The following is a 23,919-nucleotide window of genomic DNA, read 5'->3' on the forward strand; positions in this document are numbered from 1 at the left end:
TTATACGCTCTCGATGGACAGGTCCTTTCCTGCAGGCTGCCCGATCTTTGCGTCTTCGAGCGCCTGGAGTTCTTCTTCGAAATCCTGCGTCCGCAGCTCGATCGCGTCGCCCGCGGCCTCCTGGCCTACGCGATAGAGGACGGCGAACTGAACGCTGTCGGCTTCGGGCACGTGCGCGTGGGGCGGGGCTGCATCGAGCGGCTCGGGCTGCAGCAGGGCGAGTGCGCGTCGGCAGCGCAGCAGGTGTTGCGGGCCCTGACCGAACGCCACCTTGCCCGTCGCCGTCAGTAATTCCACCTGGTGGCCGCGCTCGATCAAGTAGCCGAGCAGCGAACTCGTCACAATGATCGCGCGTTCCAGCTCCTCAAGATCCTCCGGGCGCGCGTTCCGCGGCAGGCGATTGTCGAACAGCACGCTCGCCTTGCGCTTCTCTTCGCTTTCGTACTCGCGCACCATCACGCGGCCCTGGCGGGCGGTGACTTTCCAGTGAATGTCTCGCGCCGAATCGCCCGGAGCGATTTCGCGAATGCCGTACAACCCCGTGCCGCGGCCTTTCTGGTGACTCTCGTAATCACCCAAGTCGACGCGGGCGGCGCGCATGAAGCCCTCCATTCGAATCTCCGCAGGCAAGACCAGGACTTCGTGGGGCTCGTCGTAGGTGACAACGCGCTCAATCAGGCCGAATGGAAAGCGCGTCGCGACTGTGACGTTGATGAACTTGAACAATCCGCGGCGCGGGAAGACGCATTCGTAATCCTCGATTTGGCGCGAGCGGGCTGGAATACGCGCAAAGAAGGCGGCGCCGATGGGCACGTTGCCTTCCAGGCGATCCGTCACGCGAAGCGAGAAACTCGTGAGGAAGCGTTTGCGATTAGCCAGGCGGATTTGAATGCGGACGTTCCGGCGGGCCGCCACGATCCGCGGCGCCATTCGTGTGACGCCGATCTTGGAGCGGCTGGCCGTGGCCATCACCGCCGACAGCATCCAGAACGAGCACATCATCGCGAAGACGAGGAAGAGCAATTGGGCGGCGGTGTTCATTGCCGCCAGGCCGATCATCAGCGTCACGATGATGAAGACGAGGCCCTCGGCGGGGAAGCGGTACGAGTGGCGGGTATGCAACAGCGTCTGGAAGCGCTGGCGCATGGCGCGCCCCAACGCCCGCATCGGATGCCGGGAAAGCTTCGCGATCTTGGCCACTCGTGGGCTCCGTCGAAAGATAGCGCCGGCCCGTCGCCGGCGGGTCCCACCCCTGTGCAACCCTCGGGCCAATGTCCGTCAAGAGGCGGGGAACCGTCAATGCGGGTGTGGCGCCGAGAGCCCAAACCCTTGACGTTCCCGCGCTCTCGCCCTCGTGATGGCCCCATTCTGTCGGAGGCATTATCCCATGAGGTTGGTTATTCAGCGGGTTTCGGAGGCGAGTGTTACGATTGGGGGCGAGGTGAAGGGACGGATCGGGCAGGGCGTCGTCGTGCTGGTCGGCCTCGGTGCCGAGGATCACGAAGGGATGTTGCCGAAAGTCATCGACAAGATGGTGGGGCTGCGGATCTTCGCCGATGAGAACGGCAACACGAACCTCTCGCTGTCGGACGTGAAGGGCGGCATTCTGCTGATTTCGCAGTTTACGCTCTATGCGGACATTCGAAAGGGACGCCGCCCGTCCTTCACCGATGCGCTGGCGCCCGGGGCGGCCGAGGCGCTCTACGACAAGTTCGTCGACGCCGTTCGGGCGCGCTACTCCGACGGTCCGATCGAAACGGGCGAGTTCGGCGCCATGATGGATGTGGCGCTTGTGAACGAGGGCCCGGTGACTATCTGGCTCGATTCCCGCTACCTGAATATATCCTGATTCCGAACAAATTGGGGACGGAGTTTCAATCCAACCAAGGAGAGTGAGTGAATCATGGCTAAGAAGTCAGCAAAGAAGGCTGCAAAGAAGTCTACTCGCAAGAGTGCCGCACGCAAACGTACAGCGCGCAAGCCGCGTACGCCGCGCGTTGCCGTTCTGATCGAGAATATTTTCGAGGATATGGAAGCGCTGTATCCGATCTATCGCCTGCGCGAAGCGGGTGTGCGCGTCGATGTGGTGGGGCCGAAGAAGAACACGGTCTACACCAGCAAGCACGGCTATCCGCTGAAGGCGGACACAGCGCCGACGTCGCTAAAGGCCGCAAACTACGACGGCGTGATCGTGCCCGGCGGGTATGCTCCGGACAAGGTACGCCGCAACGCCAAAATGGTGAAGTTCGTCAGCGACATGAACAAGGCCGGCAAGCTGATGGCGGCAATCTGTCACGGTGGCTGGGTTTTTTGTGAAGCCGATGTCATGCGCGGCAAGACCTTTACCAGCGTCGGCGCGATCAAGACCGACTGTGTGAATGCTGGCGGGAAGTTCGTAAATCGCGAAGTCGTCGTGTATGAGAACCTTGTGACCTCGCGCGTCCCGGACGATCTTCCGGCCTTCATGCGCGAGATTCTGAAGAAGCTGGGCGTCTCGTAGAGCGACCGGGCGACGGCCCCCGTCGTTCTCTGTCAGCGGGCACATTGCCTCTTGCCAATGTGCCCGCGGGGCTGCTCCCCTTTCGCATCTTAATTCGGATTGGGTCAGTTCTTGTCGCCAGAGAAACCTAATCGCTTTGCCCAGGAGTTAGAGCTGCTTCATTCGCGTATTGAAGCGCTGAAGGCAGATAATGCCAAGTTGCGCCAGCAGGCCGAACAGGCCGCCGCCCAACTGAACAACGGTAACAGCCACCAGGACATGAAGCACCTGCTCGATGCCAGTCGTCGGCAGATGCACGAGATTTCCCGCGTCCATTCGCGGTTCCTGCCCATGCGGTTTCCGATGATGGGCGGGTTGGAGTTCGCCGCCCACTGTCGGCCTTGCGCCGACGTCGGCGGCGATTTCTATGATGTGATCAATCTGCCCGATGGTCGCATCGCCGTGGCAATGGCGGACGTTTCCGGCCATGGTGCCTCGGCCGCGGTGGCGATGGCGACAGCGCGGGCGCTGCTGCGTGCCGCCCTCGCCGACGCATTTGGCGACACCGGTCCAGCGGAAATCCTCATGATGCTGTCCCGCTGGATGCAGGGCCAGCTTGAGATTGAGCAGTTCGTGACCATGTGGCTCGGCGTCTGGGATCCGGCCTCCGAGGAACTCCAGTACGCCAGCGCCGCCCATCCCCCGGCCGTCATCTGGAACAATGAGGATCGGGACCCCACGTACCTCCGAGTTTCCTCCACCACGCCACTTGGTTTGACCGGGGTGGAGCCTCTGCCGGCGGAGGAGGGCAGCGTGAGCCTGGAAATCGGCGACCGCGTATTCCTGTACACGGACGGCTGGAACGAATCGCCATCTGTCAGCGGTAAGTTCCTTGAGGGCGACGCGTTCCTGGAACTGCTGGCCAATTCCGAGGGCCAGCCGGCCTCGCAGGTTCCGCTCATGCTCTTCACGGAATTCGAGCGTCACGCCGCCAACTCGCGCATTCGCGACGACATCAGTTTGTTGGTTTTCGATCGTTTACACTGAGAGAAGTTGGGGAAACGGCCTTACTCTTCCCGCTGGGTCTCGTGCTGGCGGGAGGAGGCGTTTCGTTCCTGCTCGATAGTGGCGCGCAGTTGGACGTTGACGAGCTGCAGCCGGCGGAGGACCCGGCGTTCCTCCAGGATGCTTTGCCGATCGTAGGCATCCTTGATCAGGACCGAGGCCACTTGGTCGGCGATGATGCCGGGGTGAAGGTGGGTATTCTCCAGATTCGTCAGCGAGTGCCGCAAGTTGGGGCGCAGGGCAGCGAGCCGTTCGGCGTTGCGAACGAGATGCGCGGTGGCCTCGTCGATGCCGGTCCGGTCGGCCTCCGGCATCAAGTCAACCAGCGAGACCACCTTGGCGCGGCGATAGGGGCGGCCTTTCAGCTCCTGGACGACCGCGGCGCGCTCGATGCCCTCGAGCAAGACGTCGAAGCCGCCATCGTCGGGTTCTTCTTCGAACAAGATACGGGCGATCGTGACGGTGCGGAATACGGGCGGCCGGCCGAAGTAGTTCTGCTCCCAGCCTCGGCGCAGTTGAGCGGTGGCTACGCGGCGCTCGCCGGCGATGGCATCCTGGATCATCTTCACGTAGCGGGGCTCGAAGAAGTGCAGCGGGATCGTCGTGCGCGGGAACAGGACGAGCCCTGGGAGCGGGAATAGTGGAACTATCTGGTGATTCACAGCCGCAACCGCCTCTCTGTGTTGTCGATCGTTTGCCCTTCCCGGGTGTTGGTCGCAGCCGGGGCGATGGCCGCACATCAGAAGCATAGGCCCATAGGGGCCTTCTTCGTCAAGCCGCCAAGGGGAGAAAAACTCACCGAAGCTCACGTCAGGGAATGTTGCATATGTGCATCCTTGATTTGCGACTCGCATTGTCGCCTTGCATCGGGGACTCGCGTCCCAGAGCCAACTCGGCCTCGTATGACAACTGATCTCATTGGGCTTAGGGCTGTTTTTGAATTTTGGGTGAAATTCCCGTGAGCTGGTACGAGCGTTGATAACTCTAATATTGGCAAGTGAATGAGGACAGGGGTTCGAGAACGAACGGAAGCAAGCAAAAGGGGGAATATCAAAAATGTCTGAGAAAATCGATCGATGTGCCGATTGGTGGCTGGAAAATCGCTTACAAGTGATGTCGGGTGTGAAATGGGGGGTGCTACTGCTGGCTGGATGCGGCTTTATCTACTTTCTCACCCAGTTTGACTGGTCTACCCTGACCTGAAGCGCGCGCAAGGACAGTTTGGAATCTCTAATCGAGTGGGTTCGATTCCCCCGGCCATGGCGGCCGGGGGAATCTGTTTTTACTGCTCCTCCGGCTGTTAGACCTTGCAGCTTTCCCTCGACAATGTGCGGGCGCAGCCCACAATCGGCCCATCAGTAACATCATATTCCTGCCCGCTCCATCGCGGTGACGGGTCCTTCAGGAGCCTGCCTTGAAACAAAAGCTGATCAACTGTCTTCCTCTTTTCCTGGGAGCCCTGATTCTCGCGCCGACGGCTCGCGCGGCGAATGTTGATTTCCAGGCGGCCATCAACGGCGCCGCCGGTGGGGTGCTGAACCTGGATGCGGGGAACCTGTATGTCGGTCCCGCCTATCTGGGATCGGACCTCGTGATTAATGGCAATGGGGCCACCGTCGATTTGGAGATCGGGGCGGATCCGGGAGAGTCGCTTTGGCTGATGGCCGGCGAGGGGGTTACGCTGACGATCAACGATCTGACGTTCATCAATGGCGAAGTGGGGGTCCTTTTTGGCGGGGGGGCTGTTGGCACTCTGACCAACGTAACCTTCGAACAGATTAAGACCGGCGGCCAGGGCGTCAGCGCCGCCGGGGGCGGGGCGCTGGATCTGACGAATTGCACGTTCGACGGGATGGATCATGCCGGTATGTATGTGGGCTGGAACATGGCTGCGTTTGGCGGAATCGCCATGACCGTGGATCAGTGCAATTTTACGAACGTTGGCAGCGGCATTATCGGAAATGGCGGGAGCCTGACGCTGACATCGACGGATTTCCAGGTGAGCGACGTCGGTGTTGCAATGGGCGGCAACACGATAACGGCCTCGGGATGCACCATTCAGGGGACGCCGGACTACGGGTTTCATCTTTACGTTTTCGACAGCACAAACCCGACCCTGACGTTGGAACAAACCACGATCTCGAATGCTGCGACTGCGGTTCAGATCGCAAATGGCGATCTGACAATTCGGAATTGCCAATTCTCGAACGGCGTACAGGGCATCTCGGCCATCAGTGGTTTGGGATCACCCGGAAAACACGCGGTGATTGAGAATGTCGACATCACCGGCGCCAGCCTTGTTGCTTTCAACGTTCCGAATGGAGGCTATGTCGATATTACCGGCGGTGCCTGGAATCAGTGTCAGGGAACGATGTTTCTCGACAACGGTGTGCACGCAACTGTGGCGAATTTCTCCGCCAATGTGGAGCCCGTTCACACGCCTGGAGACAGCATCCGCTTCCAGAATGGCTCGACGATGACGATCACAAACTCGGTTCTGACGGGTGGGGTGAATAACCTGAAGTTCGTCAGCGATTCGACTTTAGTCGCTCGAAATGTTCAATTCATTCGTCCGTATTTCTCCGGCATTATCTGTGAAGACAATTCCAATGCCGATGTCGAGAATTGCGAGTTTATCGACAATGGAATGGACGGCTTCTATACCGGGCTGGCCGTCCTGAATCGGCCGAGCAATGGACGAGTCGTGAATAACCGAATTACAAGGGCTGGCGCGGGCGAGCCGGATGAATCCATCGGTCGCCCTGTTCAGGCCGGCTCCGGGATTGCATTGGCTGGCGAAGGCAACTGGACGGTGACGGATAATGACATTGTCGGCTCTTACGATGTGGGAATCAGCCTTGGCAATAATACCACTTCCATCGTCCGGAGAAATAGCATTGTAGACAATCGTCTGAGCGGAATTACAATTCACAATATTGCATACACTGCGATCGAAGACAATTTGATCGTCGGGCATACCGGCGATGGGCAGTCGGGGATTGTTCTTCTGAATGCAACCTCCGGTGGGATAAACATTCAGCGAAACCTGGTGGCGGAGAATCGGTTTGGCATTTCGGCGTCCCAGGTGGGTGATTCAATTACGATCAGCGATTGCTTGATTCCTTACCAGGATGTTCAAGGCATCGTAATGAACGCTGGGACGGCCTCTGCGTATCGGTGCGGTCTTGTCAATGCGACGGACTTCCTCGTTGTCTTTGCCGGTCCCGCGGCGGGCGTGATTCATGACTCCTCGCTGATGTCTACCGCAAATCTGGGTGTGTACCAGGGAACCGGCGGACCCGCCGATGCAACGAGTAACTACTGGGGGCCGAATGGAGCAACATCCGGTCGCGCAAAGACCGTTTACCACAATGCGAACGTGAATCCGACTCGTTCATCGTCGCCGGTGGAACTGTATTATAGCGGCGACACTTTCTCCGGTCGCGCACCAGTCACTGTAACGAACTCTGGCAGCACGTGGGCGAATGTCTCGAGTCCCGCCGCGACCGAGTCGCGAACGGTGATGGGAATGATGCGCCGGATTTCGGACTTGGCAGACACCCCGCCGACCGGAGTTTCGGATGCACGCGCGATCTCTCTTTGGACGTCAGAGAACTGGCGAAAGCGAACGGATCTCGTGACGATCGATGTGCAGACAAGCGCCGATCGCGATGGGCTGGTTCTGGCGCTCTACGATCGGGATGCGGGTGAGTTGATTCCCGTTGCTCTGACAACGCCGAAGGGCGGGACGACGGATCATGTGGAGTTTTCTATTCGCGCATCCGATATGAAATGCGGCACGTACTATCTGGCCGACATTCCCCTCACAGTGGGGGCAACGGGATTCATGATGACCGGTCCGTAAGTCTCGCTCAGTCGTCGAGTCGGAAGCGTTTCAGGAGCAGCGAATTGCTGACGACGCTGACGCTTGAGAGGGCCATGGCGGCGGCGGCGAACATCGGCTGCAGCACGCCGGACACGGCGACCGGAATCAGAATGATATTATAGATGAATGCCCAGAAGAGATTCTGCACAATCTTGCGCATCGTCGCACGAGACAGGCGAATCGCGCGGTCCACGCCGAGCAGATCGTCGCCGATCAGCGTAATGGAAGCGGACTCGATCGCGACGTCAGTTCCGCTGCCCAGCGCGATGCCGATGTCGCTTTGCGCCAGCGCCGGGGCATCGTTGATTCCATCGCCAACCATCGCAACGAGACCATCGGTCTCTTTCTGCAACTGGCGAATCTTATCTGCCTTGTCGCCCGGCAATACTTGCGCGAGGACGTGCTCTTCAGAAATCCCCGCCTCGCGCGCGACGGCTTTTGCCGTTCGTTCATTATCGCCGGTGATCATCCAAACCTGCATGCCGGAGGCGGAAAGGCGCTCCACCGCTCGATGGCTGGATGCCTTGATTCGATCGCCGATTGCAAGGAAGGCAAGGAGCGAGCGTTCTTCCAGGTCAGTCAGGCACACTGTTGTCTTGCCTTCGCCTTCAAGTTCCGCCTTGCGCTGGGTTTGTTCATCCGAAAGAGCGATTTCATATTTCTCCAACAGGCGTGTTGTTCCGATTGCGTAGCGCCGGCCGGCGACATCGGCGATGACTCCCGCGCCGGTTTCGGACTGGAAGTTCTGCGCTTCTTCCAGCTCAACCTCTTCATCGGACGCGGCATTGACGATTGCCTGCCCCAGTGGATGTTCGCTCGACTGCTCGATGCTGGCAGCGATTTTCAGCAGTGACTGGCGATCATCGCCGTAGACTTCGATGTCGGTCAGCTTTGGTTTGCCTTGCGTGATTGTGCCTGTCTTGTCGAGCACGACAACACCGAGACGTTTTGCACGTTCGAGAGATTGTGCGTCGCGAATGAGGATTCCGTGCTGTGCACCGAGACCCGTGCCGACCATAATCGCCGTCGGTGTCGCGAGCCCCAATGCACACGGACAGGCAACGATTAGCACGGCCACGGCGTAAATCAGTGCGGCCGTCCAGGACGAACCCAAAACGCCCCAGCCGAGAAATGCCAGCGTTGCAATCGCGATTACGGTTGGAACGAAGACGCTTGAGACTTTGTCGGCAATGCGCTGGATATTGGCTTTGCTGGCTTGCGCTTCTTCGACCAGTTTCACGACCTGCGCCAGCATTGTGTCGCTTCCAACGCGTGTGGCGCGTAATTTGAGTTGTCCGCTTCCGTTGATGGTCGCGCCGATCACCTCGTCGCCATCGGACTTGTCGACGGGCATCGGTTCGCCGCTGATCATCGATTCGTCGACGGACGAGGAACCGGAAACAACCTTGCCGTCGGTCGGGATCTTCTCGCCTGGACGCACGAGCAGCACATCGCCCTGCTGGACGTCTTCGATGGCAACTTCCACGTACTCGCCATTGCGTTCCACGCGCGCCGTCTTCGCGCCGAGTTCGAGCAACTTCTCGATCGCATCGCCAGCCTTGCCTTTCGAGCGCGCTTCGAGCCACTTGCCGATGCTGATAAACGTGAGAATCATCGCGGCGCCATCGAAGTACACTGCCCCGCCGCCGATCTTCGTTCCCAGCCAGAGCGCAATCAGGACGGCAACCGAATACAGGTAGGCCGCGCTGGAACCCATCGCGATCAGTGTGTCCATGTTGGTGCTGCCATGGCGCAGCGATTTGAGTGCGCTGACGATAAACGGCCAGCCGACGAACACCATCGCGGCCGTCGCCAGTGCGAGAATGATCACCATTCGCCCGAGGAAATCGAAACCGCTTCCAAACCAATGAGGCCCCATCTGCAGAACTGCCAGCGGGATGGAGACGGCGATTCCGATCAGCATCCGCCGTCGCCATTGCATGGCATCGCGGTGCCGGCGTTGGGCACGCTCTGATCGAAGTTGCATCGATTCGGCATGGGTGCTGTGCGACTCATCCGCGATCGATTCGACGGAGTAACCCGCGTCGCTCACGCACTGGCGCAGATGGGGCTTGATGTCGTCCGGATCGGCTCCTTCGGCCAGGGACACCGTTGCCTGCTCCGTGGCGAAGTTGACTCGCGCGGCAGTCACACCGTCCTGGCCGGCCAAGGCCTTCTCCACGCGGGCCACGCACGAGGCGCAGTGCATCCCGCCGATGTCCAGCGTCAGTGTCGCGGCGCCTTCGGGCAATTCCGGCACCTCCCGCTCGGTTGGGGGGACCGGGCATTCGGCCGGGGCCTCTTCCTCATCCCACGGCCTGGCCGAGTAATCCTCCTCGGCCAGCACCGCGTTGATTGCTTCGATTTCGGGGCTGGCACCCTCGGCATTTACGATCGCGCGGGGCGGTTCGAGCGTAACCTCGGCGGACTCCACGCCGTCCATGGCCTCCAAGGCCTGCTTCACGGCGCGCACGCAGTGCTCGCACGTCATTCCGTCGATGCGATAGCGGCGTTCTGTGAGCTCCGGCATGGGGGAATCCTCGGGGCGCGGGAGTGGTAAAGGTGCGCCGGTAATGTATCGGTGCAAATTCCGCGCCGTCGTCTTGCGGCTTGCCGCCGCGAGGCGATCCTGTCATGATTCCGCAAGTTCCGCAATGGGAGCAATCCGTGCGCATTCTCCACGCACTCAATTCCTACGAAGAGGACGGTCCAGGACACCTGCTGTTCCGGCTGTGCCAGCGCTGGCGCCCGATGGAAGGGTTGCAGATTGGCACAGTGGCGCTCAGCCGCGGCGGGCCGCTGGAGGATCGATTCCGCGAGTTGGGCATCTCGACGGAATTGGTCGAATCGCGCGGTACGGCCGGGCTACTGCATTTGAAGGAGTGGGCCCGCGGCCTATCCAAGCGCCTGGATTCCCCGGACGTCATCCACAGCCATCTCTTGTGGCCGGACCTTTCGTTGCGGCTCGTGCACAAGGAACTTGGCAGGATCCCACTCGTGTCAACATGCCACGGGCTGCACGCGCTGGACGAGAAGGGAATCGTCAAGGGTCTCGCGTACCGCGTGATGGAGCGCTCGACCCGGAAGCACTGCTCGGCGTGGATCGCGATTTCCGAATTCGTGCGCGAGCAGATGCTGGCCGCGGACTATCCAAAGGAGCGCGTTCACCTGGTTCGCAATGGCGTGGATTGCGTGCAGACGTACCCGATTGCCTCGCACAGGAAGCAGCAACTGAGGCGCATGTTGAACTTGCCGCTGGAGGTCCCTCTGATCGGTGCCGTCGGTACGATGCGCGCGTTGAAAGGGCACGACTATCTGCTGCGTGCGATGCCGGCGATTCTGGAGAAGCATCCGGAAACGCACCTGCTTTTGATCGGTGCGGGACCGGCAAGGGACGAAATCGAGAGCGAAGTCAGTCGGCTCAATCTAGACGACCGCGTGACGATCATTGGTCCGCTGTCGACGATGCTGCCGCAGATTATGTCATTGTTGGATATATTGGTACATCCCAGTTTGATTGAGGCGTTCGGTCTCGTTGTCGCCGAAGCGCAGGCCTGCGGCACGCCCGTGATCGGCAGTCGCGTCGGCGGTATTCCGGAGAATATCGTCGATGGGGAAACGGGCTTCCTTGTCGATCCGGCCAGCCCGGATCAGATCGCCGAGAAGGTCATCCTGCTGCTGGACGATCCGATGCTCCGGGCGCAATTGGGGGCACAGGGACGCGCTTTCATCAATGAAGAGAGGGAGTTGGGCACCACCGCTGAGGGCTACGTGGAGTTGTGGCGCCAGATCGTCGGCTGGACCGAATCGTCTCTCTTTCCCGAAGATGACGAAGAACAAGAGCAGGCCTTCGATACGCGCGAGTTCAAGCTGGACTGATTCCAGAACAAATGACCGAAATTCTGTCGGGTTTCGTTGCGCGGGCGCGCGAGCCGTTATAACGTTAATGTCAATGCGTCGCGCCGTCGGGGGGCGCGTGCCATTCGATTCAGGAGATTCGCGCGATATGAAGAGACGATTCAGTACGGGGACTTTGCTGGCCTGCGGGCTGGCCGCGATGTTGACGGCGACCAGCGCGCCGGCCGGCGAAGTGATTCTGCAGTACTTCGAAGGCAAGTGGGAAACCATCGAGCGCCGCGCGCCGGATATCTTCATGGCCGGTTACGATGCGGTGTGGGTTCCGCCTCCGGGCAAGGCCGACAGCGGCGGTTATTCCGTCGGCTATGATGTCTTCGACCGATTCAACCTCGGCACGCCCGGCGATCGAACGCTCTACGGCACGGAGCAGGGCTTCCACCGTATGTCGGAGGAGCTCGATCGCGCTGGTATGAGTCTGTTCATCGACACCGTGCTGAATCACAACGGATTCCGCGATGCCTCGACAACGGACTTCGAAGCATATGGCGGCTATCCCGGCTTTGTAACGACGTTGCCGGAAGACATCGATGGCGACTTCCACAGTTCCTACGCCGGTGGTGATATCGAAGGTCGACTCGCCGGGTTGATCGATATCGCGCAGGAAAAGAACCATCGCTTTATTCGCAACCCGGTTCCGGGTTTCTCGAATCTGATTCCGAATGAAACGCCGCGTGAATCGAATCGCGCGTTGTATCCCGATCTCGATCTGCCGGAGGAATACGGCCGGCATCCGTTCAATTTGGCGAGTCCATTGGCGGGCGATCCCGTGGAGGAAAACGCGACGGGACTGCTGCAGCGCTACTGCCAGTGGATTTCGGAAGTTCACGGCGTGGATGGCTATCGACTCGACGCCGTGAAACACGTTCCGACGTGGTTCTGGAATGGCTACTTCGACCCCGCCGTTTACAACGTCGGGCGCAATCCAATCGATGGGTTGGCGCGTACGCCGTTCAGCTTTGGGGAGAACTTCACCGGCGACTTCGGTTTGCTCGCGGCGTATTGCCGCAAGGACGGCTATGGCAATCGCGACACGCTGGACTTCCCTTTGTTCTTTGCGATGAAGGGTGTTTTCGATGCAGGCGGCTTCGGCGACATGCGCAATCTGGAGTACGCCAGCTTCGACGGCGTGGACGGCAATGCGAACGATGGAACGTTCGGCGTTCTGTTTGCCGCCAGTCACGATGAGTTCGGCCCCGGCAAGTTCAATGGCTTTGACAATATCCCGCACGCGCACATTCTGACGCGAACGGGTTATCCCGCGGTCTACTACAATGCCCATGAGTTCGGCACCAATCGCGACTTCCCGAAAGACGGTCGCGGCGATGCGATCGGCAACTACGGCGTGACTCTTCTGCCGACGCTTGTGCGAATCAACGATGTGTATTCGCGCTCCGGCCACAACACGCGCTGGATCGACGAGGACATCTATATCTACGAGCGCTGGAATTCAATGCTGGTCGGTCTCTCCGATCGCGGCGACGATGGCTACGATGAGCGCACTGTCCAGACGGCGTTCGGCGCAGGCACGGTCCTGACTGAGTTGACTGGCAATGCGACCGATGCCACCGTTGATCCGGGTGACGATCTTTTTGACACCGTGACGGTAAATGGCGACGGAACGGTGACCATTCGTGTTCCGCGCAACTCATCGAATGGCACTCAGCACGGTCGTGGCTACGTGGTCTACGGTCCTGCGACGCCGGCTTCGACGCTGGTTGTGACAAATGAAGCCAGCGTGATTCCGCCGGATTCCGCGAGCAAGGAACCGGAGTGTACGAAACGTCTGACGCCGTTGCATGTCGTCACGGACGATACGATCGACGTGGAACTGACCGTTGTCACGACAGCGCAGACCCCGAGCGACAATGCGCTGATCAAGGTCAACTTCGGCGAGGTCGACGTCGATGGAGACAACAGCCGGAATCCCAATGGCGAGTTCGCCGGGTTCGAGAGTTTCCAGAACCACACGGAGGATGCCGGAACGCACACCTATACGGCGAGCATCGATGCGACGGGCCTGCAGGAAGGCTACACATATCTTGAGACGGCGGCGTTCCTGCAGCGGTCCGAAGGACTTCCAACGTTGTTCAATAACCAGCGGATGGTCGTGTGCCTCGATCGGTTACCGCCCGAGCAATCCCTCACCTATCCGGGGCAAACCGGTACGGCCGACATCACAAGTGCCGACTATGAAGCGGTGATCTCCACCGACCACACGGTTACCGACGTGCGCGTGATCAAGAACCCAGGCGCAGGAGCGACGGACGAAGACCTTTACAATCAGGCGATCGCCAACAGTTCGACGCAGGCCTGGCATCACGATCGGCTCGAGTACCGCTATCTGCTGAGTGGCCTCGTGAACGGTTCGCTCGAACTGGCCGTCGTGGCGATCGAGGAAACAGGTAACTATTCGGTGCAGCGCTACACGAACATCGATGTAGAAATCGCGGAACCCGAGATGGCCCTTGGCGTCGATGTCGACACGAGTTCCGGAAGCGTAAACTTCCAGGGCATGCCGGGCAGCATCTCTGTTCCTGCCTACGAAAACGACATCGTCGTTCGCGTGAAGCCGCAAGCAAACGGTCAGCCGATCAGCTTCCCCAGCGACTTCACGGTTTCACTGCAGGTGGACGATGGCGATGTGATGATGGCAGTTCCCTACAACCCAAGCCTCCTTCCTCCCGTCGGGCGGCTTGTTCAGAACGATCAGAATCTCGGCGACGAGTTCGACGAGTATCGCTTTGTCTGGCGGGGCTATTCGACCGGATCGCATACGTTCCGGGCCACGGCGCAACTGACGGCTGGCGGCTCGCAACCGAACGTCGCGATCGGAACAATCAATGTCTCGGAGTCAACATCAGGACCCGCGGTAACGATCATCTCACCGACGCCTGGGTCAACGGCCTCGGCGCCGGCCACTATAACTGTCGAAGCGCAATTCGACGACAATGCGGCGAGCGGCGCAAAAGTCTTCTTCGAGCCGGCGAGTGGTTCAAACTCGTTCTTGCTGGGAACTGTTTCGAGCAACACGCCAAAGACCTTCAGTGTCAGTCGCGCGGCCTCGAGTTTCACTAGCGGCGACACAATCCCGGGCGACTCCGTCCCTGTTTCCGAAGGCCTCTACAACATTCGTGTCGAGGCTTCGACTGGGCCAAATGGCACCGGCATTGTCGGCACGGCGGAATCCGATCTGACGATCGAAGGCCTTCCCGCCTTCCCGCAATTGCCTGTCGTGAAGATCGATGGCGATGCGGACGATGTCCTGACTCACGCGCCGGCGATCGCCGTGTCGATGGCCGACGGACCGAATGGCGATGCGTCACCACTGGACTTCGGTGCTGATGGGACGCTGACAGAACTGCGGGCGCTTGTACGCGATCAATCGCTGTTTATGGCGCTGCGTGGCGACATGTTCGGCGAGACCGGAACGGAAAACAACGACAACGCCTCGCTGTTGCTGGTCGATACGGCGTTCGGTTCCGGAAACGGCGCGACAAATCTCGTCAACGATCTGACGGACACACAGGATGGCCTTCGCACGACGGTCAGCAGCGCGGCCTTCTCGCTTGCGACCGATCTTGTGACCGGCGGCGGTGGCTTCGATACCATGGTTGCCATCACACAGCCTGACATCGGCGTTGGATACGGTCTTGGCACCGACGGTGTGGAGGGCGCATTCGACAACCTGAAATACCAGTCGACCGTGCAGGTTTCGTACGACGATGCAGCAGGTGCACCCGCCGCCGCAGTCGGCACCAGCCATGCCGGATCGGACGCCGTGGAAGTGCGATTCCCGTTGTCGGATCTCGGCAACCCGGACATCCACGCGATGCGTTTCGCGGCGGTGACGCTGAGCGATTCCGGCTACTCGAGCCCAAACACGTTGCCGGAAAACGCAGGCGATTCGTTCGAGGCAACCCCCAACGCACAAGTGCTCGATGCTCTTGCGCAGATTCCTGCCGCCGCGGATATCGTGATCAACGAAGTCTTCGTCGGCGACTCCGACTGGGTCGAGCTCTACAACGGCACCGGCGCCGCGGTGGACATTAGCGGTTGGTCCCTACGCGTCACCGACCAGGCAGGCGTGACGACGTACTACTTCATTCCACCAGGCACGACGATCGCTGACGGAGCGTACCTCGTCCTGTCCGACGATGGCATGTTCACCCCGCAGGTTCCGCCGGCCGGCGAATTGGCTGTTGGGTTCAACATTCCGTGGGATGAATCGCGCGGCGGCGCGGTTGCCTTGCTCGATCTGTTTGGAGTCGGTGTCGACTATGTTGTGTGGCGCGATGCGGACGACGAACCGTCGAGTGATTTCGGTTCCGCGCCGTACGGCACTGCATTCGCCGGAACCATTGCCGGGCCCACCAGCAGCACGTTCGGCCACAGCCTGGCGCGCGACGCGAGTTCGACGGACACCGATGCCGCGTCGGATTGGGATGCGCTCAGCGGTGTCGACGCGATCTTCCCGACGCGGGGGGCGCAGAACAGCACTCCGCCGATCGATTCGAATGGGTGGTTGTTGTACTAAGTCAGGACGACATCAGTATCTCGCGTTGACATCGATGCGATTCGGGATGGGTTTGCCGGCGGCTGCCGCGTTGAGAAGTTCCGCCAACGCGTTCAGCCGCCGGTCCATATCTTCGCCGGTCAAGCCGCCGCGATGTGGGCTGAGGACAACGTTGTCGAGTTCGTGAAAGACAAATCGCGATGGACGATTCGATGATTCGCCGCTCATCAGGTTGCTTGGGTACTGCCACCAGACGTCGAGTCCCGCCGCATCGATGCGTTTGTCGCGCAGCGCGTTAAAGAACGCTTCCTCGTCGATCACTGGGCCGCGGCCGACGTTCACGACAATGGATGGCGACTGCAGTTGCGCCAGTTCGCGTTCGCCAATCAAGCCGATGCTCTCCGGCGTTTCCGGCAGACAGACAACCAGGACGTTTGCGCCATCGAGCGCTTTGTCCAGATCGGCCACGGCGTGGACCGGAACGCCATCGACTTCGTCCGACGACTTTCTTCGCACGCCGCGGACAGTCATCCCGAGCGCACGGCAAACGTTCCCCACACGTTGCCCGATCGAGCCGTAGCCGAGAATCACCGCAGTCTTGCCCTCCAGGCAGATCGCAGAGTGATCGGCCCACATGCGCGCGGGCCAGCCATTGGCGCGGAAGTCCCGATCGCGCGACATCAACGCCTTGGCAGCGGACATCAGGAGCGCCACCGCCATCTCTGCCGTCGCGGACGCATTGTGGTGAAGATTGTGAGCCGTTAAATGGGGACGGAGTTGCAACTGTTGCGTCAGGCGCTCCGGCGGACCGGCCCAGGGGATGATCACGGCACGCAGCGATGGAACGTCCAGCGCTTCGTCTCTGATCCGACCACCGATGGCGATCTCGTAGTCTTCGGGTGGATCGCCCATCGAGAGCTGGATCCCATCGCTGATGCGCCCTTGCAGATCGCGAAACTCGTCGTCTTCGATGTGGAACATCACATGAACGCGCATTGCTTTACCCCTGGTGTCCGGTTCATCGAATCCGCCAGTGCGGACAGGATGAGGACCCTATCACGGTGCGCCTGCTGTTCAAGCCGGGATTACTTGTGGGCTGCTTTGAACGCCTGCTCCAAGTCCGCGATCAGGTCCTCGACATTCTCGATGCCAACGGAGAAGCGGAGCAGGTTTCGTTCCGTTGTGGATTCGGGCCCCTCGGCCGACGCGCGATGCTCCATCAGGGACTCTACGCCGCCAAGGCTGGTTGCGTTCGCAATGATGTGCGTGCGGCGCGCGATGTCCTTCGCCACCGCTTCGCCGGCGGCCACCAGAAACGAAACGACGCCGCCGAAGTCTCGCATCTGGCGCGCTGCCAGTTCGTGGCCGGGATGATCGGGAAGTCCCGGATAGAAGACACGCTCAACCTCGGGACGGCCGATCAACCATCCGGCAATCGCCTTTGCATTCTTGCAGTGCTGCGCCATCCGCAGCGGCATCGTCATCAGCCCGCGCCGCGCGAGCCAGCAATCGTGAGGCGATGGAACTCCACCGCCCGCGATCTGAATCTGCCGAATGCGATCGAGGAGTTCGCCCTCTTGCGGAATAACGATCAGACCAAGCAGCACATCGCTGTGGCCGCCAATGTACTTCGTCGCGGAGTGCATGATCAGATCGGCACCGAGTTCGAAGGGGCTTTGCAGCAATGGCGTCGCGAACGTGTTGTCGGCGGTCATGATTGCACCGGCTTCATGAGCGACTTCCGCCAGCGTCGCGAGGTCCGAAATCCGAAGGCACGGATTCGACGGTGTCTCCACCCAGAGCATTGCCGTCTCCGCGCGCACGCGGCTGCGCACGAAGTCGACGTTCGTCATGTCGACCTCTTCGATATCGAGACGATCGTGGAAGAGCTGCTTCAGGGTCGAGCGTGTGCCGAAGTACATGTCCTGCGGCACGAGGACATGCTTGCCCACGGGCAGCATCGAGAATACCGCTGCGATCGCGGCCGTTCCGGAGCCAAACGCGACGGACGCCGCGGCATTTTCCAGTTCGGCGACAGCGACTTCGAGCGCGTGGCGATTCGGATTACCCATGCGCGTGTATCGCGGCCGATCGGGCGCATCCTCGGGTGGATGCTCGAAGATCGTGGACAAGTGAATCGGCTGCGTCACCGCGCCGGTGGTCTTGTCCATGGCGATGCCCGAATGTACGCATCGTGTGCGATTGCCGTGGGGGAGAGGCTTGTCGGTCATGTTCGGCTCCAGACTCAATAATCCCTGATGTGATTGGGGCGCAGGCGAAGAGTCAAGTGTTGTGAGCGCTGATCCGGCGAGCGCCAGCAAACAAAGAAGCGGAAGGCTGATCGCCTTCCGCTTCTCTCATCTTGCTTCGATGTTTCCCGCTGTCGGTCAATCTTCCCACTCGCCGGTTTCGAGGTACTCGTGGATTGCGCGAGCGGCGGTGCGGCCGTCGCCCATGGCGAGAATTACGGTGGCCGCGCCGCGGCTGACATCGCCGCCGGCGAACACGCCCTTCTTCGATGTGCGCATTGTGCCTTCCTGGAACTGCACGGTGCCGCGCTTCGAAACGTCGATGTCCGGCGTTGTGCGCGGGATCAACGGGTTCGGCGCGTTGCCGATCGCAATGACCACAGTCTGCAGCGGAACCACGTGCTCGCTGCCTTCAATGGGCACCGGGCGGCGGCGTCCGGAATCGTCCGGCTCGCCGAGTTCCATCTTCATGCACTTCAGGCCCGTCACCCAACCATCGTCTCCGGCTTCGATTTCCATCGGGTTCGTCAGCAGCATGAATTCGACGCCTTCTTCCTCGGCGTGATGGATTTCCTCAACGCGCGCGGGCAGCTCTTCCATGCCGCGGCGATAGACGATGAGGGAACGCTCGGCGCCCAGGCGCAGCGCCGTGCGCGCGGAGTCCATGGCCACGTTGCCGCCGCCGATCGTCGCCACCGTCTTCAGATTCTGGATCGGCGTGTCGTGCGTGGGGAATTCATAGGCCTTCATCAGGTTTGTGCGGGTCAGGAACTCGTTGGCGGAATATACGCCCAGCGCGTTCTCGCCCGGAATGCCGAGGAACCACGGCAGGCCTGCACCGGTCGCGATGAACACCGCATCGTAGCCCTGCTCATCAAGCAACTCATCCACCGTATCGGTCATGCCGATGATCTGGTTGCAGCGAATCTCGACGCCCATCTTCTTCACGAGCTCGACTTCGGCTTCGACGATGTCCTTCGGCAGGCGGAATTCGGGAATGCCGTAAATCATCACGCCGCCGGGCTTCTGAAGCGCCTCATAAATGATAACCTTGTGCCCAAAACGGGCCAGGTCCGCCGCGGCGGTCAGGCCGGCGGGGCCGGAGCCGACGATGGCGACCTTCTTGCCGGTTGGCTCGGCCACTTCCGGAACCTTCACCTCGCCCTCGTTCCGTTCCCAGTCGCCGATGAAGCGCTCGAGACGGCCGATTGCGATCGGTTCGCCCTTCTTGCCAATGACGCAGAGCTCTTCGCACTGCGTTTCCTGCGGGCAAACGCGTCCGCAGATAGCGGGAAGCAGATTGGTTTCTTTCATCGTGCGCGCGGCGGCGCTGAAGTCGCCATCGGCGATCTCCGAGAGGAACTTCGGAATGTTATTTTCCACGGGACAGCCGACGACGCACTTCGGGCGGCCGCAGGCCAGGCAGCGCGTGGCTTCAGCCACGGCTTCTTCCACGCTGTAGCCGGTGGAGACTTCGTCGAAGTCGCGGGCGCGTTCCTTCGCGTCACGTTCGCGCATCGGCATGCGCGGCGTGTTCATCTTCTCCTTCGTCGTCATTTCCTTCCGGGCTACCGGTTTCTTGTCGCTCATTTAGCCTTCTCCAGATTGCAAACGTGGGATTTCTGAAAACGATCCAACGCCTCCCGCTCCTGCTGCTTGTACATGGCCTGGCGGCGAACCAGCAGGTCGAAGTTGACCAGGTGGCCGTCGAATTCCGGACCGTCGACGCAGGCGAACTTGGATTCGCCGCCGACTTCGACGCGACAACCGCCGCACATGCCTGTTCCGTCTACCATGATCGGGTTCAGGCTGACCAGTGTCTTGATTTCGTACGGCCGCGTGACTTCGCACACAACCTTCATCATGATCGCCGGGCCGATGGCGACGCACTCGGCGATCTCGCGGCCCGCATCGATCAGTTCCTGCAGCGCCTGACTGACGAAGCCCTTGCGGCCCTTCGAGCCGTCATCGGTACAGATGATCAGTTCGCTGGCGATCGCGCTCATTTCCTCTTCCATGATCAGCATCTCGTCATTCCGCGCGCCCAGGATGCAGATCACTTCATTGCCGGCTGCCTTGAAGGCCTGCGCAATCGGGTGCAGCGGGGCGATTCCGATGCCGCCGCCCACGCAAACCACCGTGCCGACCTTGCCGATGTGAGTCGGTGTGCCGAGCGGACCGACAACGTCCTTGAACTCGTCGCCCACGGACATGGCTGCCATCTCGGCCGTCGTCTTGCCCACTTCCTGGACCACCAGGGTAATGGAGCCGCGCTCGGCATCGGCGTCGGCAATGGTCAGGGGGATGCGCTCGCCGTCGGGGCTCGGGCAAACCAGCACAAACTGGCCGGCCTTACGCTTCTTGGCGATCTTCGGAACCTCGACCACGTACTTGGTGACCTTCGGTGCGAGGGTCTTTTTTTCCAGGATCTTGGGCATTCGTTTTCTTCTCCTCTCCGATATTGAGGAATGTCTACATAGACATATCGGAGTAGTATTGTCTTCTTTCGGAAGGCCTAGTGGAGCTCTGCGCCCATGTCAAGCGGCGCGCGAAAGAAGAACACCTGTAGTAATGAAATTCAGAGAACTTCAAAACCAGACCGTTTTGGTCCCCTATTGGAACCCCGGCAAATCGGGGCGGAGGATATGTACTCGGAGGTGGCGGTCGCTGCACTCCTTTTTTTGAGGTGTCGGAGGTCGTGCGTACCTCTTCGCCCCCTTCGGGGACGGGCGACCCATCTGCGCCAACCCCCGGGTTCCCTCCCGTTGGTCGGTCACCCGGGGCCATTCAGCTTTGCCCCCCTGCCGGGGGACATCATGCGAATCCCCACTAATCAGTTGGGCGAAGCCAACAGGATTTCGATCCCGGTATGCGTCGATGGATTCGTTGAGCCCGCCCATCGATCAGTTGAGCGACTGTTGTACGGCCTCCGCAGGACTCCTCCGAAGGAGGATCAGTTGAATAGCCCCGGGCGACCCGCTTGTCCGCCGAAGCGCAAAGCGCGCAGGTGGACGGGAGCCCGGGGAAGAAGATCGACCTCATCCCGGTCCCCGGAGGGGGCCAACACGACCAAGGGCGACTTGAGTGCTCGCGCTCAGCGAAGCGGTGCTCGTAATCGAAATCGATCCGCACCATCCCCCCGCGATTTCTCGGGAATGGCCCCCCTTTTCTCCTAGCGGCCTCCGCCCGAACCTCCCAATACTCCCTATGACGCACCGTCCGGAAATGCCGGGTGCAAGGAGGACTGACGTGGGAAACATGGAGCTGAACGCAGTCGTGACCCAACGGCACACGCTTGCTCCGGGGCTGATGATCATGCGCGTGGCACCCGACGGGTGGGAGCTGCCGGAGTTTCAGCCGGGGCAATTCGCCGTTCTTGGCCTGCCGCCGACCGCTCCGAAGTGCGAGGAATCGGACACTGCAGATCCGGACCTCAAGCCGGACCGCCTGATCCGCCGGGCGTACTCGATCGCCTCCTCCTCCAAATCACGTCAGTACGTGGAATTCTTCGTTGTCCTCGTGAAGTCCGGCGCCCTGACCCCGCGGCTGTTTGCGCTGGAACCAGGCGACAAGGTCTTCCTCGCACCGAAAATTACTGGAATGTTCACGCTACAGGACTTGCCGGACGGCAAGAACGTCATTCTGGTCAGCACCGGTACGGGCCTGGCGCCCTACATGAGCATGCTGCGGACGTACCTGGCCCAGCACCACTGGGAGCGCGTCGCGACCCTCCACGGTGCGCGGCATTCGTGGGACCTGGCCTACACGGCGGAATTGGACACGATGGCGGCCCTGGCGCCGAACTTCACCTACATCCCTATCATCAGTCGCCCGAGGGACGAGGCGATCCCGTGGGAAGGCTGGTCCGGCTATGTCCAGGATCTCTGGACGAACGGGGTGATCGAGAAGCAGTGGGGATTCAAGCCCGAGCCGGAGAACACACACGTCTTCCTGTGCGGCAACCCGGCAATGATCGACACGATGGTGAAGGTTCTAGAAGGCGAAGGGTTCAACGAGCACACCCGCAAGGGACCCGGCAACATTCACCTGGAGCGGTACTGGTAGGGGAGACGCCTGTTTGAGGTGGCTTGGACATCCTTGTCCAAGCGCATTCCCGAGCGCTTAGCCCTCATCCCACTCGAAGAGCTCTTCCTGATCGGCGGTGCGCCACTTGGGCTCCAGCGCCCAGGCGTATTCGACGATTTGGCGGGCAGCCTCGATGTCGGCATTGGCGAAGGCGCGCTGGGCCAGGCGGCGCAGGGCGAAGAGGCGGCGGGCTCGCAGGCGGGCGCGTTCGGCGCAGCCGACTTCCTCGATCGGCCAGAGCTGCCAGCCGGGCCGGGTGTAGCCGAGCCATGGGGCTTCGTCGCCGTTGCCCGGGCAATTGCTGGCGGCGACCAGGAGAATTTCACGGCCTTCAGCCACTTGCTCGTCCCACCAGGCGCGCAGACTGCCGTCCTCGAGCATCGCCGCGTCGGCCGCGAAGCGTTCCGTCTGGCCCATGGCAATCGAGTAGGCATCGACCTCCAGCCAATCCCAGAAAAACTCCGGGTCCTTAGCGTCGTCGCGAGCGTTCGGCAGGTTCAACCCGAGCGGCGCCAGTCGCCAGTGCCCTTCCTCGTCCTTCATCAGATGACAGTCGAGAGCAATGATATCGGAGGCGCATCGCCAGAAGGCGGTGCAGTCGGCCAAGTCGGCGCCGACCTCAGCCAGGTGGGAGGATAGCCCGGGCCGTGGACCGTGATTCCATTCCGGCAGGATGAGACGCCCGGTTCCGGAGTCCGGAGCGGCTCCGAGCAGATCGGCGGCGGCTTCCTGGGTGCGGGAGAAGATGGCAAGGGCGCGCTCTCCGGCGGAGCAGGCGCGGAACAGGCCGCGGCGGAACCCGGCGGCTTTCAGGCGCTCGACGACTTCGTCGTAGCAATCATCGGGATCGGTCGTCTCGACGGGTGCTGGGGCAAAGGGGGCCGGGATCGAAAGCTGCCACGGCAGGTCGTCGGGCACGGTGCCGAGGCGCTTGCGGGCGTCCTGAAGTTCCTCTTCCTGCGGGGCAGCTTCTTCGAGCTGAACGCGGGCCTCGCGGACGAAATCTTCTTCGACGATGTGACCGGTGCCGTGCCCGAGCGGACGCGGCGGGCGAACGGTCAGGCGGTCAGGCGGACGAACGAGGCCCTGGGCATCGATGACAAGCTCCAGCCCGCGTTCGGCGAGCGGATCGACCTGGAATGTGCCGGCGAAGCCCTCCAGTGGCAGCGCCATGCGGGCCACGCGAAGTTCCTCGAACTGGCGGGCGAGCACGCGGCGGCCGACCTGACGCCCCCGCGAGCGGTCGCGCGCAAGGCATTGTTCCAACGGAATATCGAAGACGACGGCATACGCGGGCAGGTCATAGCGCTTGGCGAGTTCCAGCAATGGTGCCCGGGCGCGGCGGATCAGCCCGGTGCTGTCCGCGACGGTCAGGCGGCCGAGGCGAAGGCGCTCTTCGATCAGGAAGTAGAAGGTGCGAAAGGCCGCGGCGGTGCGATCCGGGTGGAAATCTTCCGTGTCGGAGACCAGGCGACGACACTCGTCCGAGGAGACGATTTGGGTGCGTTCAAAGAACCGGCGTGAGAAGGTTGTCTTGCCCGCGCCGGCAGGGCCGACGAGCACCACAAGGGCAGGATATGGGAGGCGAAATTCCACGGGCAGGGGACCGGATCAACAGTGGCTGGTCCTCACGGCTAGCGCCGTGGCGCCCGGCGGGCAAGAGGCGTTTCAGGAAAGTTTCTGAGGGCCGGAGCGCTGAGTTGAGAATCTGTGAATATCGCCA

The 23,919-nt window shown here is 61.1% G+C and carries 16 protein-coding genes; 8 read left to right on the top strand and 8 right to left on the bottom strand.

What is annotated here, in order from left to right; all coding sequences use genetic code 11:
- On the bottom strand, positions 1–1,200 hold the full coding sequence (locus tag KQI84_17895; protein ID MCB2156753.1) for a DUF58 domain-containing protein: 1,200 nt from the start codon (positions 1,198–1,200) through the stop codon (positions 1–3).
- A 187-nt stretch (positions 1,201–1,387) separates the two neighbouring features.
- Here KQI84_17895 and dtd point away from each other — a divergent pair, with 187 nt between their 5' ends.
- From dtd to KQI84_17910, 3 genes are all read left to right on the top strand, one after another.
- Positions 1,388–1,849 (top strand): D-tyrosyl-tRNA(Tyr) deacylase, encoded by a 462-nt coding sequence (gene dtd / locus KQI84_17900; GenBank protein ID MCB2156754.1) that lies wholly within the window; start codon positions 1,388–1,390, stop codon positions 1,847–1,849.
- A 54-nt stretch (positions 1,850–1,903) separates the two neighbouring features.
- The gene (locus KQI84_17905; GenBank protein MCB2156755.1) at positions 1,904–2,500 is read left to right on the top strand and encodes a type 1 glutamine amidotransferase; all 597 of its coding nucleotides are present in this window, start codon (positions 1,904–1,906) and stop codon (positions 2,498–2,500) included.
- Positions 2,501–2,611: 111 nt separating this feature from the next.
- Positions 2,612–3,526 carry a SpoIIE family protein phosphatase gene (locus KQI84_17910; GenBank protein ID MCB2156756.1) on the top strand — a complete coding sequence of 305 codons (915 nt, stop codon included), beginning with the start codon at positions 2,612–2,614 and terminating at the stop codon, positions 3,524–3,526.
- A 20-nt stretch (positions 3,527–3,546) separates the two neighbouring features.
- On the opposite strand, the gene KQI84_17915 is transcribed toward KQI84_17910, so the two are convergent.
- Entirely contained in the window at positions 3,547–4,206 is a 660-nt protein-coding gene (locus KQI84_17915) for an LON peptidase substrate-binding domain-containing protein (protein MCB2156757.1), read from the bottom strand.
- 394 nt (positions 4,207–4,600) lie between these two features.
- On the opposite strand from KQI84_17915, the gene KQI84_17920 reads away from it, so the two are divergent.
- The gene (locus KQI84_17920; GenBank protein MCB2156758.1) at positions 4,601–4,747 is read left to right on the top strand and encodes a hypothetical protein; all 147 of its coding nucleotides are present in this window, start codon (positions 4,601–4,603) and stop codon (positions 4,745–4,747) included.
- A 211-nt stretch (positions 4,748–4,958) separates the two neighbouring features.
- Positions 4,959–7,409: a right-handed parallel beta-helix repeat-containing protein gene (locus tag KQI84_17925; GenBank protein MCB2156759.1), complete on the top strand. Its 2,451-nt coding sequence runs from the start codon at positions 4,959–4,961 to the stop codon at positions 7,407–7,409.
- Positions 7,410–7,416: 7 nt separating this feature from the next.
- On the opposite strand, the gene KQI84_17930 is transcribed toward KQI84_17925, so the two are convergent.
- Entirely contained in the window at positions 7,417–9,960 is a 2,544-nt protein-coding gene (locus tag KQI84_17930; protein MCB2156760.1) for a heavy metal translocating P-type ATPase, read from the bottom strand.
- A 104-nt stretch (positions 9,961–10,064) separates the two neighbouring features.
- Between KQI84_17930 and KQI84_17935 the strand changes: the two genes are divergently transcribed.
- Both KQI84_17935 and KQI84_17940 read left to right on the top strand, forming a co-directional pair.
- Positions 10,065–11,309 (top strand): glycosyltransferase family 4 protein, encoded by a 1,245-nt coding sequence (locus KQI84_17935; GenBank protein ID MCB2156761.1) that lies wholly within the window; start codon positions 10,065–10,067, stop codon positions 11,307–11,309.
- Positions 11,310–11,436: 127 nt separating this feature from the next.
- Positions 11,437–15,882 (top strand): lamin tail domain-containing protein, encoded by a 4,446-nt coding sequence (locus KQI84_17940; GenBank protein MCB2156762.1) that lies wholly within the window; start codon positions 11,437–11,439, stop codon positions 15,880–15,882.
- 12 nt (positions 15,883–15,894) lie between these two features.
- Here the strand turns inward: KQI84_17940 and KQI84_17945 are convergent, their stop codons facing one another.
- The 4 genes from KQI84_17945 to KQI84_17960 all read right to left on the bottom strand — a co-directional run bounded on the left by KQI84_17945 (position 15,895) and on the right by KQI84_17960 (position 20,548).
- Complete coding sequence (locus KQI84_17945; GenBank protein ID MCB2156763.1) at positions 15,895–16,857, bottom strand: hydroxyacid dehydrogenase; 963 nt, start codon at positions 16,855–16,857, stop codon at positions 15,895–15,897.
- An 89-nt stretch (positions 16,858–16,946) separates the two neighbouring features.
- Complete coding sequence (locus tag KQI84_17950; GenBank protein MCB2156764.1) at positions 16,947–18,092, bottom strand: PLP-dependent transferase; 1,146 nt, start codon at positions 18,090–18,092, stop codon at positions 16,947–16,949.
- 156 nt (positions 18,093–18,248) lie between these two features.
- Positions 18,249–19,700 carry an NADPH-dependent glutamate synthase gene (gene gltA, locus KQI84_17955; protein MCB2156765.1) on the bottom strand — a complete coding sequence of 484 codons (1,452 nt, stop codon included), beginning with the start codon at positions 19,698–19,700 and terminating at the stop codon, positions 18,249–18,251.
- Positions 19,697–20,548, bottom strand: coding sequence for a sulfide/dihydroorotate dehydrogenase-like FAD/NAD-binding protein (locus KQI84_17960; GenBank protein MCB2156766.1), 852 nt, complete (start codon positions 20,546–20,548; stop codon positions 19,697–19,699). Before KQI84_17960 ends, gltA begins: the two co-directional genes overlap by 4 nt.
- An 811-nt stretch (positions 20,549–21,359) precedes the next feature.
- Between KQI84_17960 and KQI84_17965 the strand changes: the two genes are divergently transcribed.
- Positions 21,360–22,175 carry a ferredoxin--NADP reductase gene (locus KQI84_17965; GenBank protein ID MCB2156767.1) on the top strand — a complete coding sequence of 272 codons (816 nt, stop codon included), beginning with the start codon at positions 21,360–21,362 and terminating at the stop codon, positions 22,173–22,175.
- A 57-nt stretch (positions 22,176–22,232) separates the two neighbouring features.
- On the opposite strand, the gene KQI84_17970 is transcribed toward KQI84_17965, so the two are convergent.
- Complete coding sequence (locus KQI84_17970; GenBank protein ID MCB2156768.1) at positions 22,233–23,792, bottom strand: AAA family ATPase; 1,560 nt, start codon at positions 23,790–23,792, stop codon at positions 22,233–22,235.
- Between the last annotated feature and the right edge of the window lie 127 nt (positions 23,793–23,919).

Source organism: bacterium (assembly GCA_020444065.1).
Taxonomy (GTDB): Bacteria; Sumerlaeota; Sumerlaeia; order SLMS01; family JAHLLQ01; genus JAHLLQ01.